A 12,701-nucleotide genomic window follows, 5' to 3' on the forward strand; every position below is an offset into this window, starting at 1 on the left:
GCCCAAAGCTTGTGTTACGCGTGCCACCGATTAAGCGGTAGCACGCGGGTAGTGTGATGAAATAGCGCTGCGTACGCCGTTACCCCATATAATCGCTTGGTTGTACAGCATATGCAGTCGCTTTTGATCAATATTTAGCATCTTGGCTTGTTTTATCACGTTCATCCATAGTGCACTTTCGAACGCGCGGACAAGGGTCATATAGTTGTTCATTTCTAGGTTTTTGCCTAGTAGTGCGTCGTTAACTTCATCAGACAGCGGCAGTTGTTTCACTATGTCAGTCATAGACTGGTCAAGTAATCCCTCAAGTAACGAGAACAGCCCCACTAAAAATGATATTGGCGGGTTGTTTTTGATGCCTCTTTGCTCGGCAAGTAAATCAAAGAACTTAGCGCGCACAAGTGACATATGAATGATTTCAAGAGGCTTCTCGTCGCCTAAGTTAGTTAAACTTAGCAACGCGATAAATTTCTTAATCTCAACCTCACCCATGTAATTAAGTGCGTGCTTAAGCGACGTAATTTTGTAGCGCTTATTAACGGTAGGGTTGTTGATGAATTTCAGCAACAAAAAACTTAGCGTGGCGTCGCGTTCGATAATTTGGCTGATGCGCTCAATATCAAAGTCGCTACTAGAACTTTCGCCCATCAAATCTACAATATTCATTTTAGAGGCTGGAAGCTGCTTCAGTATTCGCGCTTCAGGCTGGGAAAAGAAATAACCTTGGAAGAAGTCAAAGCCCAAGTCTACACAAGTAGTGAAGTTGTCTTGCGTATCAACCTGTTCGGCAATTAGCTGAACATTTGCATCGTGATAGCGAGGAATATGTTTTTCGATTGTTTCAAAGCGTGTTTTGGTGACGTCTACTTTTACGATATCGATAAGCGGGAATATATCGTGTTTTGAACCCACCATCATAGGATCGTCAATAGCGAGCCTAAACCCAAGTTGTTTTATGTGCTGACAGGCTTCGAATAGACCACTTACATTTTCCGTTGGGTCAGCTAGTTCAACAACAACCGACTCAGGATTAAGTGACGTTGGGAAACGAGAAATAATTGTGTCGGAAGAAAACGTAATAAACGATGTTTTCTCCCCGCTGATATCATCTAATCCTAATGGATGAAAATGTTCAGAAATATATTTCGCTTTTTCTTCACTGTGCTCTGGGTAGGCGCCAGACTTACCGTCTCGAAATAACAGTTCATAGGCAAATACACTTTTGCTTTTGTCTAAAATAGGCTGACGAGCTATGAACGCGAACATAATCTATTCCTGAGGCAACATGGTTTGACGACGTTTTTATTGGTATTTGATGGGCTTAGCTAATTGTAAGCCTAAACCCTAGTCTATGATATGTAGGCGTTATCTAACAACAATTCAATGATAAATTTACCAAGATGCAGTGTTGATGCATCGGCTATTCATCTTTCAATGCCGAGCTATGGATGTGTTTTGCCCACTTAATAGCTTCGTTATAATAGCTGTGCAATAGGCTTTGCTTTATATCGTATTTATTAGCAAACTGTTGAATACCAACCCATTTTGCTCGCTCAAAATATTGAACGAGCGTTAGACAATTACGCAACATGCCCGGTGTGCCACAAAGCGCGTTTTTTACATCATCACTGATAGGCACTTTACTCACCAAATCATCGATGCGCTGCTCCATCATTGCATCGAGCAGAGACAGAAGCCCAGTAAGAAAGCCTTTCAGCGGGTTATCTGAGTCTTTAAGTTGAGTAAATACCAGTTCACAAAACTTTGCGCGAACCAGCGCCATTTGCATGAGCTCACTGGGCTGCCCGTCGCTTAAATTGGCCAAAGCAAGTAAAGATATAAATTTCTTAACCTCTACTTCACCCATAAAAGTTAAAGCATGTTTTAATGACGTTATTTTATGGCGCTTATTAACCATAGGGTTGTTAATAAAACGTAGCAATAAATAGGTTAGCGAAGGGTCTCTTTCAATGATTCTGTTGACCTCATCGAAATTCAGTTTTGCTTGGCTACTTAAAGTAAGCAGTTCCATCATGGTTAAGCTGCTTGGGCCTAATTTCCTATGCCTAACAATTTCCGGTTTAGCAAGGAAGTAACCTTGGAAGTAGTCGAAGCCCATATCTTTGAATTTATTAAATTCATCATAGGTTTCAATTTTTTCAGCAACTAGCTTAATTTTATTCGATTTAAATCGCTCAACTAAAGCAGGGATCTTATCGTGAGGAATTTCGGTAATATCAATTTTTACTACGCTGGTAAAAGGGATAAAGGCTTCCCATTTCCCTTTCATGTCGTAGTCGTCTAGCGCTATTGGGTATCCAAGGCCGCGAATATGCTTACACGCCGCGACTAGAGCGTCATCTACATCTACCGTCTCAACAATCTCAATAACCACTTTGTTAGCATCTAGTGAAGTAGGGAAGCGGAACATCAGGGTATCACGATGAAAATTGATAAAAGCTTTTTTATCCCCAGTAATTTCCTCGATACCCAAGCTTAGGTGAGTAGATGTCAGTATTTTCGAGGTCGCTTCATCAGGAGGGATATCAGGGAAACAGTTCTCCTCGCCAACGCGAAAAAGTAACTCGTAAGCGTAAACTTCTCGGTTTACATCAAATATGGGCTGTCTAGCGACGTAAGCAAACATGAAGTTCCTCTTTGCTTTACTTGCCTTACTCCTTTCCTTAAGAATTTCCCTTCCAGTCTTTAATTGTTCTTGTCTGGAAAATGCTATGCAGCGGTCGTAGTGCAAAATCGATTAATTCAATCTAATATTTTCAATTTCCAGACAGAAAAGCAAGGTATAAAATGAGCATTCTTTCTTCGAGCCATTAATAGGCGTTGAGGTTTCAAGTAAGGTCGAAATAGGGAAGGCACTAACCATCAAATATTGAACGGAAGCGAGCAATCAATATTCGTTTAAATTCATATCAGTGAGATTAGCTTTCCCACTCAGGCATGTAATTAAAGTATCATATTCTCGTGGTTGAATGACCGACCACAAGCTTGTGATGGCTGTCAGGCTACAATGATGTATAGCGGACTGGTAGGTGAAGCGAAAAGCATAAGCATTCGATTTGGCTAGCCCAATACATCACCTAGCAAACGTAAACGACGCGTAATGAGTAAAGTTGAACTTTTTTTCTTAATTTAGGTCTTGATATTGTAGAAATAGTCACTATACCTACATATCGGTTAGACTTCATATCTTAATTAGGTCTCGCGCAGCTTCGGTTACTTTGCTACTATGAAGCGGCAATAAATGAGGTGAACAATGAGCAACAATTTGCAATCTATGGCCCTGTCAGTGCCACACAGCGGTAGCATTGAAGGCTACATCCAAGCTGTAAGCAGCATTGATATGCTTAGCGCTGAGGAAGAGCGCGAGTTGGCAGTGCGCCTTCGCGAAGACGAAGACTTACAAGCCGCTCGTAAGCTAGTAATGTCACATCTTCGTTTTGTAGTGCACATTGCAAAATCTTACTCAGGTTATGGCTTACCACAAGCCGACTTAATTCAAGAAGGTAACATCGGTCTGATGAAAGCCGTTAAGCGTTTCGACCCAACGGTGGGCGTACGTTTGGTTTCTTTCGCGGTACATTGGATCAAAGCAGAAATTCATGAGTTTGTACTTAAAAACTGGCGAATAGTGAAAGTTGCGACAACCAAAGCGCAGCGCAAACTGTTCTTTAACCTTCGTAAGGCGAAGAAGCGTCTTGGTTGGTTTACTCATGACGAAGTGCAAACAGTAGCGAACGAATTGGGTGTGAGTACAAAAGAAGTGCTTCAAATGGAAGCGCGTATGAGCTCTCAAGACCAAGCGTTCGATTTAACTGCGGATGAAGATGAAACAGGTAATTTTGCGCCAGTTCAGTATTTAGAAGACAAATCTTCAGATGTTGAAACTGACGTAATCAACAACGACTGGGATACAGCGGCGAGCAAGCGCTTGTACTCAGCGATTAAAACGCTAGACGAGCGTAGCCAAGATATCATCGAAACTCGTTGGTTAGCAGACAACAAGATTACTCTGCAAGACTTAGCTGATAAATATCAGGTTTCTGCAGAACGTGTTCGTCAAATTGAAAAGAATGCGATGAAAAAGCTTCAAGCAGCTATGGTCGCGTAGTGCAGCCAGTATATAGCTTATAACCAGCTTAACTTTGCTAAAAGCGCCTTAACGGCGCTTTTTTTATGAGTGTTTTTTGTTTGATGTGACGCGCTAAACCATAACGCTACTCTTCTTCGTTTTTCGAAGGGGGAAGCACGTAGAATACACCTTCAAATTCCGCTACTGGAGTGTCGCCATCCAAAATTGCTACGCTTAATTCAAAACGCGCTTTGTTGTTGTTTTCTAGCGGTTTGAACTTTCCAGACAAGGTCTCAATATTACAGATTGCCCTTGGCTTCATCGTGATGGGCTTATGATAGTGGATATCGCCATCGCCCAATACAATGTCACCGTCTAATCCACGCTCTTTCAGCTGCAAGTAAATCATGCCCCAGCCTGTTAATGTGGCTAAAGAGAAAATACTGCCAGCAAACATAGTGCCGTGAATATTGATGTTTTTGTTTAATGATGCACGGGTTTCAAGCGTGCGGCCAGTGTACTGGTAAAGCTTAATTCCCATGTGCTCGGTAATGGGAATGGTCTCAGACCATGTTTCCTGTAGCGATTTACACCACTTAGGGTGAAGTACCAATGTGTTGTTTTCAGTGAACTTCTTGACCATTTGTTGACGTTTAAGCATGCCTAGCTCGTTAGGTGCTTCACGCTCAACTTCAAAGCCACATGCGCTAAAAAAGTCGATAGATATTTCGCGGCTGTTCGTTACAGCGCGCTCGGCGCCCAAGTCTTTCGCAACGTTTTCAAGTGCGGCCATGATCATTTGGCCTAAACCTTTACGCTGGTGCCCTGGATGCACGGCAATATGCCGAATTTGTGCTTCTTCCGCGGTGTTCAAATGCACACGGCCACAAGCTACAATTTCGCCATTTCGATTGGTGATAATACGGTGCTCTGCGACTTGCTCATATTCGTCTTTTTCAGAGCCGGGAGGAAAATTCCATGGCTGACGTAAGTGCTCCCATCTAAAATGGAAATAGGCTTCAAATTCGGCGTCGCTTTTTGGCGTAACTACCTTGTACACAATAAACCAGCCTTCTTAAATGAATGAACAAGTATTTAAACGTAAGAACACATGAGGCACAAGCTTAATTATGTAAGCAAGTTTGGAATGCTGACTAAGCGTACGACTTCCCCAGCTAAACACTAAATTGAAAGGTAACGGGGCCGTCATTAATTAGGCCTACTTGCATATCAGCGCCGAACTCGCCGGTGGCCACCACCATACCTTTATCTTTTAAAGACTGAACGAACTTTTCATAAATGGCTTGGCCGTGTTCTGGCGATGCACCGCGTGAAAAACCAGGACGATTACCTTTCTGCGTATCGGCTACGAGTGTGAACTGAGAGACCACCAGTATTTCGCCTCCCACTTGCTCAACATTTAGGTTCATTTTTCCGTCTTCGTCACTGAACATGCGATAACGGCAGAGCTTATTTGCTAACTTCTCTATCTGCGCGTCACCGTCTTCTTTCTCAACACCCAAGAGCACCAGCATGCCTTTACCAATTTCGCCGATAACATTACCGGCAACGGTGACATTGGCTTCCGATACGCGTTGAATTAGTCCTATCACTTCGACGACTCCTGAATAAAGCGAGACATGTCGCGGGTAGCACGGCAGAGCGCGTAACCTATACTAGGCTCGGAAGTACTGTGCCCCGCGTCGGGGATAATTTGTAGCTGACTTTGAGGCCACGCTTTGTGAAGTGCCTCCGCCGCTTCTGTTTTGCAGATCATGTCGTAACGACCATGTACAATTGTTCCGGGAATATGACTTATTTTACTAATGTTTTCAAGAATATAGTTTTCATCTAGGAAGCATTGGTTAGATAGGAAATGGCATTCCAATGTGGCTAAACAGGTGACCAGCTGCATAGGGTAATTAGCTGTAGAGTCTCCCACGCCAGGTGGTAAAGTAATGCGCGAAAGGCGCTCTTCCCATTGGTACCACCTTTTAAGCGCAGAATGTCGGAGTACGTCATTGCTAGAACGTACCATCGCACTATAAAAGTTACAGACTGAGCTAGAGGTCACAGGCTCTGGCACATCCTTTGTGAATTTACGATAGTATTCGGGAAATAACTGAGCTGCACAGCCATTTGGCGATAAAAACCAATCCCTGTCTTCCTGCCTGGCTAAAAATACGCCACGTAGAATGAGTCCTGTTACTCGCGCCGTGTACTTTAACGCGTAAAGCAGTGCGAGCGTTGACCCCCACGAACCGCCAAACAATAGAAATTTAGGTATTGAGAGGTGTATTCGAAGCGCTTCAATATCTTCAACATTGGACCATGTATCGTTATTAAGTGTATCGGCAGCGGGGGTAGAACGGCCGCAACCGCGTTGCTCATAACCTATTATTCGATACTTGTTGCTATCAAAAAAGCATTTGTAGTTAGGCGGTAAACCTGCGCCAGGCCCGCCGTGAATGAAGAGGACGGGGATGCCGTTGGGATTCCCACTTTGTTCGAAGTAAAGCGAATGCCCACTTCCCACTTCGATAAATCCGTTTTCATAGTAGGTAACATCGGGGTAAAGTCGTTTCATTTTGTTTCTGCGCGTTGTGTGAGTGCCTGTTTTAGTTTAGTTTATTGTTATACAAACGTTTGCGTGCTGACTGCTTCAACGCTGCTTTTGCTTGTTAAGTAAGCGATTAACGCTAAGTCTATACTATAGAACAAGTGTCATTACGTGCTAGCTAATCATATTATAGTCATAAATGCGAGGATGTTTATATGGCAGGTCAAGGATCGGGCGGTAATGTAATTGCCGCAATTTGTAACTTCTTTATTCCCGGGTTAGGTCACCTAGTCCAAGGGAGAATTTTAGGCGCATTGTTCTTTTTCGTAACCGTGGGCGTATGTTATGCCTTAGCTGCAACGGTTGTGCTTGCCATCGTATTTTGGCCTTTAGGTGCCCTTCTGCATTTGATTTGTATTATAAGCGCAGCACGTTTTAGAGGTGGAGTAACCGCATGAAGTTAATCGCATCAGCATTTGTTGCTATGCTTGCCCTTAGTGGGTGTCAGTCTGCATATTACGCAGCATGGGAAAAGGTGGGCGTTGAAAAGCGCGATATCCTAGTTGACCGGGTTGAAAATGCAAAAGAATCGCAGGAAGACGCACAAGAGCAGTTTAATTCTGCATTAGAAGCATTCAGTGCGGCTGTTGCGTTTGATGGCGGAGAGCTAGAAGATGTTTACAACCGCTTGAATGGTCAGTACGAAGACAGCGTAGCCGCTTCAGAAGAAGTGAGTTTACGTATTGATAAAGTAGAAAGCGTTGCCGAAGCTTTGTTTGATGAGTGGTCGGAAGAACTCGAAAAGTACGAAAACGCCTCGCTCAAGCGTGATAGTGCAGCAAAGCTTCGCGAAACGAAGCGTCGTTACGCTTCGTTAATGACGGCTATGCGCAAAGCAGAAAGCAAAATGCCGCCGGTGTTAAGCGCGCTTCAAGATAATGTGCTGTATTTAAAGCACAACCTAAATGCCAGCGCTATTGGCGCACTGCAGGGCGAACTCTCTACTATTGAGAACAACGTTGCCCAGCTTATCAGACAAATGAATTCAGCGATTGCTGAGTCTGATGCGTTTATTTCTTCAATGAAAAACTAGCTTTTGGGCACAGATAGACACGAAGGGAGCCAGCGGCTCCCTTTTTTATTATAAATCTGTAGGGCTAATTATTCCTGAGGGACTTTGCGCGGTTCATTTTCTGCTTTTCGGTTTTCAAAAGCTTCACCTAGGCTGCAGGTAAATTCAGCACCAAACAGCACAATGATCCACGATAAATACACCCATAAAAACAGAATAGGTACCACCGCAAGCGCGCCGTAAATAAGTTCGTACGAAGGAAAGTTCGTAACATAAAGCGCAAAGCCTGACTTGGTAATTTCAAAAGCGATAGTTGCCACGATAGCGCCAACCAGTGCGTGACGAGCAAAGACTCTTCTATTAGGAACCACCATGTATAAAATGGTAAAAGCAAGCATGGCTGCGCCGCTAGGTACAAGGCTGAGTAAGAAAGTGCCCAGTCCAGGTGTGTATTCTTCAGTGAAAGCCGCAAGACCTGTCAAATAAGAGCTAACTACCACACTAGAGCCAATGAGCATCGGACCCAAGGTGATAACCATCCAGTAGATAGCAAAGGTATACACAATGGGCCTATCACTTTGCGTACGCCAAATTCTATTAAGGGTTTTATCTACATTTGAAATAAGCATTAACGCAACGACCAGCAGCGACAAAATACCAATGGCACTCATTTGTGAGGCATTACCCACAAAATCGGTCATGTATTTATGCACTACATCACTGGCGGTAGGAACAAAATTGCTAAATATAAAATGCTCAAGTTTGCTTCTTACCGAAGCGAAGGCAGGAAAGGCTGACATTATGGTGAAAGTCACCATGATAAATGGTACTAAAGATAACAAAGTTACATAGGCTAAGTGCCCAGCAGAGATAGTAATATTGTCTTCCCTACAGCGCTTTATGAAGATGCTAAAGAGATCTCTAACCTGAGGAGTAACATTGTTATATAAGGCTTTAACCTTGTCTAAATCCACTCAATTTCTCCTGACGATACCGTGGCAACGTTGAATAGCGTGGTCTTATCTATGCGGACTGGTATAAGGCATCGATAGTTCATTACATGTATATCAGATGGTAACTGCGAGCGGCCTTGGTGGCAAAGTTTAATGCAAGCTTTAAACAACAAAGGCGCATTAACTGCGCCTTTTGTAGCGTGCTTCATTAAAAACGTCAGCACGGCCCTGATTGTCGCTATGTATTAAGCGCCTGAACGCACGCCCAACATGTGGCAGATGGCGTAGCTTAATTCACTACGGTTCAAAGTATAGAAATGGAAGTGTTTTACCCCTTCTTTAGCTAGTACTTTAACTTGGTCCATAGCAATGTTAGCGCCTATTAAATTACGGGTGGCTTGGTCATCGGCATCAAGGCCGTCGAACATTTTGTGCAACCACCCAGGAACATGAACATTTGTAAACCCGGCAAATTTGACCAGCGTTTGGTAGTTGGTTACCGGCAATATACCGGGAACAATGTCTAAGTCGACACCCGCTGCGGCTGCACGGTCTCTAAATCGAAGGTAAACACTCGTATCGAAAAAGAACTGGGTTATCGCTTCTGTAGCGCCAGCTTCTGCTTTGCGCTTAAGGTTTAGTAAATCAAACTGCGCATTTGGCGCTTCAGGGTGCTTCTCTGGATAGGCAGCAACAGAAATATCAAAATCGGCAACGTCTTTTAGCAAGGCAACAAGATCAGAGGCATACATCTCTGTTTTTTCTACTCCTGGCGGTAAATCGCCACGAAGCGCAACAATACGGCGGATACCTGAGTCCCAGTAGTCTTTTGCAATTTGCTTAAGCTCATCACGGCTAGCATCAACACAGGTCAAGTGAGGAACCGCCGCGACACCGGTTTGCTGCTGAATGCGTTTTACTACGTCGTGGGTTCTGTCACGCTCACCGCTATTCGCGCCGTAGGTTACCGACATGTAGCTTGGCTTTAGCGGCGCTAGACGTTCAACTGACTTCCACAGGGTCTGCTCCATGGTTTCCGTTTTAGGCGGAAAGAATTCAAAAGATACATCAATATCACGCAGTTCCGACAGGGACTGGTTTAATGCATCGATACCTTGTGCGTAAGAAACCATGGCTTTTTCTCTCAAAAATGTAATCTTATAGACGTTTAGACGTCTAAATTAAATAATATATGTCTAGACGTCAAGAGGTTTACACTGCTCAATTGACCTTTTCGTGAACTTGTTTAGAATTTCTCTTCATAATATAAAAAAGAGTAGACCGAGTTAGTACAATGGCAGAATGGAACGGTAAATATATTCACCCCTACGCAGAGCACGGGAAAAAGAGCGAGCAGGTAAAGAAAGTCACTGTCTCTATACCTATTAATGTGCTTAAAGCACTTACTGATGAGCGTACCCGCCGCCAAATCAATAATTTGCGTCACGCCACTAATTCGGAATTGCTGTGTGAAGCGTTTTTACACGCGTTTACCGGGCAACCTTTGCCCAACGATGATGACCTGCGCAAAGACAACCCTAACCGCGTACCGGCTGAAGCTAGGCGCATTATGGAAGAAATGGGCATTGACCCAAGCTTCGAAAACGATGTGTCAGAAGATGACTAAAATTTAGCATTTAAATAAAAAACGGCGCTGTATTGAAAGCTAAGCTTACGATACAGCGCCGTTTTTTATGTGTTATGTGCTCTTATTCTTCAAGCGCACTTTTCAGTAAATAATGGTTGAGCGCTAATACATCCATTTTTAGCCTTGTGCGCTAGAGCTTTATTCTTCTGGGCTTTCAGGCACTCGTGCAACGCCCGACTCAATAGCCGCCTTAGATACGGCGGTAGCAATACGCTCGCACAAACGCGGGTCCATAGGTTTAGGAATAATGTACTCCTTACCAAATGTCAGACTAGTACTCTTACTGGCAGCTAGTACTTCTTCTGGTACAGGCTCCTTCGTGATAGCACGAAGGGCTTCTACTGCCGCTACTTTCATTTCATCGTTAATGGCCGTTGCACGAACATCGAGTGCTCCACGGAAAATAAACGGGAAACACAGTACGTTGTTAACTTGGTTAGGGTAGTCCGAACGTCCGGTAGCCATAATAAGATCTTTACGTACTTCGTGAGCAAGTTCAGGCTTTATCTCAGGGTCAGGGTTAGAACATGCAAATACAATTGGGTTTTCAGCCATCAAGGCCAGTGTTTCTGGTGGTAAAACATCCGGTCCTGACACACCAACAAAAATATCCGCGCCTTCCATTACATCTTCAAGCGTACGTTTGTCAGTATTGTTAGCAAATAGCTTTTTGTGCTCAGTTAAGTCTTCGCGACGAGTATGGATAACGCCTTTTCTGTCTAGCATATAAATACGCTCACGCTGAGCACCACACTTTATAAGCAGTTCCATACAAGCGACCGCTGCTGCACCGGCACCCATACATACAATTTTAGCGCTCTCTATGCTTTTACCCTGAATTTCCAGAGCATTAAGCATGCCTGCTGCAGTTACAATAGCGGTACCGTGCTGATCATCATGAAATACCGGAATTTTACAGCGTTTAATTAGCTCTTGTTCAATCTCAAAGCATTCAGGTGCTTTAATGTCTTCTAAGTTAATGCCGCCAAATGTGTCAGCGATATTCGCTACCGTATTAATAAACTCTTCGGTCGTTCGATGCTTCACTTCAATGTCAATGGCATCCAGTCCTGCAAAACGTTTAAACAGAAGGGCTTTACCTTCCATAACAGGTTTCGATGCCAGTGGGCCTAGGTTACCCAACCCTAAAATCGCGGTTCCATTACTGATAACTGCAACCAGGTTTCCTTTACCCGTGTACTTATAGGCGTTATCTGCATCTTCGGCTATTTCTCTGACCGGCTCGGCAACGCCTGGGCTATAGGCAAGAGCAAGGTCATCGACGCTATCGGCTGGCTTAGATAACTCTACGCGGATTTTTCCAGGTGTGGGTTTGGCGTGATAGTCGAGTGCGCGTTGTCTAAAATCTGACATGTAAAAAGGTATCCTTAGATGTAGGGTTCATCGGTGTTTTCGTTCACGCTCTGTCGCTATTTTATTGTCGTTATAGTTATAGGTAGATAAACGTAAGCGCGTTACAACCAAGTAATGACAAAAGTGATTATAAATAGTTGTTAGCAATAGGGCTTGTTGATCTTTGTTTTATAGCAATCATCAATAGGCCCTAAGGTGGCATGTGGAAAAAGCAGACTAGGCGTTAACCTTTACTGATTTTGTTCACATACCTTAATGGATACAAGCCTCAGGTTTATGTACCCAAAAGCGCCACAAGTCTTGAAAGTAATGCATTATTCACAGAATTAATGCTTACTATCAAAGTGCCGATCGCAACTCTAACACAGCCAATCACTGTGTACATATCTGATCAGAATTCTTATATACCAATGTAGGTTAGGCATACTAATTAGACCAGTAAAATGGGGCTATAATTGCCATTCATACTATTTATTTTGACTTGTTATAACATTCTGTAGGTCTATTGTGTGGAGGATGAAAACAAAGCTATCAAAGGGATCTACGTTCTCATAAATACATAGGACAGAAACCCAAATCAGGAAAATAGAACGCAGGGAGATACCTCGTTAATTCTCCTTCCAATATTTCTGATAAAATCCTGTGAAAGCCCACTCTAAATTCGCACTGAAGGCGAGGATATGACAGAAAGAAAACTAATAACCGTGTTAACCGATGTGTGCGAAAGCGTAAAATCTGCCAATAATGGATTTGTTTGGCTAACTCACTTAGGGCATTGGAGAGCGCCGCAAGTGATTGCCGTGTTTAATACTGAGCAGGAGAAGCAGCGGGCGTTAACTAATGGTTGGGATATAGACTTCATAAACCAAGTGAATATAGCTTTGGCGTCAATTAAGTCAGCACCCGTTGGTATTTATTTTGATAGCGAAGAAGAGTGTAAGAAAGTGAGTGGCGGCAATTGGGATAGGCATTTATCTAATATTAAAAACCTTCACTGAGTTCAG

The 12,701-nt window shown here is 43.4% G+C and carries 13 protein-coding genes; 5 read left to right on the forward strand and 8 right to left on the reverse strand.

The features are described 5' to 3' along the window. Positions 1-30: 30 nt before the first annotated feature. Entirely contained in the window at positions 31-1,266 is a 1,236-nt protein-coding gene (locus ACXAGV_RS05665) for an EAL and HDOD domain-containing protein (RefSeq protein WP_474872417.1), read from the reverse strand. Between the two features lie 154 nt (positions 1,267-1,420). Beyond that, on the reverse strand, positions 1,421-2,647 hold the full coding sequence (locus tag ACXAGV_RS05670; protein WP_474872418.1) for an EAL and HDOD domain-containing protein: 1,227 nt from the start codon (positions 2,645-2,647) through the stop codon (positions 1,421-1,423). A gap of 627 nt (positions 2,648-3,274) precedes the next feature. Between ACXAGV_RS05670 and rpoH the strand changes: the two genes are divergently transcribed. Beyond that, positions 3,275-4,129: an RNA polymerase sigma factor RpoH gene (rpoH, locus tag ACXAGV_RS05675; protein ID WP_014950987.1), complete on the forward strand. Its 855-nt coding sequence runs from the start codon at positions 3,275-3,277 to the stop codon at positions 4,127-4,129. A 106-nt stretch (positions 4,130-4,235) separates the two neighbouring features. Here the strand turns inward: rpoH and ACXAGV_RS05680 are convergent, their stop codons facing one another. The 3 genes from ACXAGV_RS05680 to pip all read right to left on the reverse strand — a co-directional run bounded on the left by ACXAGV_RS05680 (position 4,236) and on the right by pip (position 6,677). After that, positions 4,236-5,150 carry a bifunctional GNAT family N-acetyltransferase/hotdog fold thioesterase gene (locus ACXAGV_RS05680; RefSeq protein ID WP_474872419.1) on the reverse strand — a complete coding sequence of 305 codons (915 nt, stop codon included), beginning with the start codon at positions 5,148-5,150 and terminating at the stop codon, positions 4,236-4,238. Positions 5,151-5,265: 115 nt separating this feature from the next. Further along, on the reverse strand, positions 5,266-5,703 hold the full coding sequence (gene dtd, locus ACXAGV_RS05685) for a D-aminoacyl-tRNA deacylase (RefSeq protein WP_334021747.1): 438 nt from the start codon (positions 5,701-5,703) through the stop codon (positions 5,266-5,268). Beyond that, positions 5,700-6,677 (reverse strand): prolyl aminopeptidase, encoded by a 978-nt coding sequence (pip, locus tag ACXAGV_RS05690; RefSeq protein ID WP_474872420.1) that lies wholly within the window; start codon positions 6,675-6,677, stop codon positions 5,700-5,702. Before pip ends, dtd begins: the two co-directional genes overlap by 4 nt. A gap of 188 nt (positions 6,678-6,865) precedes the next feature. Between pip and ACXAGV_RS05695 the strand changes: the two genes are divergently transcribed. Together ACXAGV_RS05695 and ACXAGV_RS05700 are read left to right on the forward strand one after the other, a co-directional pair. Next, a complete protein-coding gene (locus ACXAGV_RS05695) occupies positions 6,866-7,108 on the forward strand; it encodes a hypothetical protein (protein ID WP_039217956.1) in 243 nt (80 codons plus the stop codon). Then, positions 7,105-7,743 (forward strand): DUF2959 domain-containing protein, encoded by a 639-nt coding sequence (locus tag ACXAGV_RS05700; protein WP_474872421.1) that lies wholly within the window; start codon positions 7,105-7,107, stop codon positions 7,741-7,743. Before ACXAGV_RS05695 ends, ACXAGV_RS05700 begins: the two co-directional genes overlap by 4 nt. 68 nt (positions 7,744-7,811) lie before the next feature. Here ACXAGV_RS05700 and ACXAGV_RS05705 read toward each other — a convergent pair whose 3' ends face one another. Further along, on the reverse strand, positions 7,812-8,696 hold the full coding sequence (locus ACXAGV_RS05705; RefSeq protein ID WP_474872422.1) for a virulence factor BrkB family protein: 885 nt from the start codon (positions 8,694-8,696) through the stop codon (positions 7,812-7,814). Positions 8,697-8,920: 224 nt separating this feature from the next. Further along, positions 8,921-9,808, reverse strand: a complete 888-nt coding sequence (gene metF / locus ACXAGV_RS05710) for a methylenetetrahydrofolate reductase (protein ID WP_474872423.1) — start codon at positions 9,806-9,808, stop codon at positions 8,921-8,923. Positions 9,809-9,969: 161 nt separating this feature from the next. Between metF and metJ the strand changes: the two genes are divergently transcribed. Next, positions 9,970-10,302, forward strand: a complete 333-nt coding sequence (metJ, locus tag ACXAGV_RS05715) for a met regulon transcriptional regulator MetJ (protein WP_014950979.1) — start codon at positions 9,970-9,972, stop codon at positions 10,300-10,302. A gap of 159 nt (positions 10,303-10,461) precedes the next feature. On the opposite strand, the gene ACXAGV_RS05720 is transcribed toward metJ, so the two are convergent. Beyond that, entirely contained in the window at positions 10,462-11,697 is a 1,236-nt protein-coding gene (locus ACXAGV_RS05720) for a malic enzyme-like NAD(P)-binding protein (RefSeq protein ID WP_014950978.1), read from the reverse strand. Between the two features lie 680 nt (positions 11,698-12,377). Between ACXAGV_RS05720 and ACXAGV_RS05725 the strand changes: the two genes are divergently transcribed. Then, complete coding sequence (locus ACXAGV_RS05725) at positions 12,378-12,695, forward strand: hypothetical protein (RefSeq protein ID WP_474872424.1); 318 nt, start codon at positions 12,378-12,380, stop codon at positions 12,693-12,695. Positions 12,696-12,701: the final 6 nt, after the last annotated feature.

The organism is Alteromonas sp. ABH4_453, from assembly GCF_056160665.1.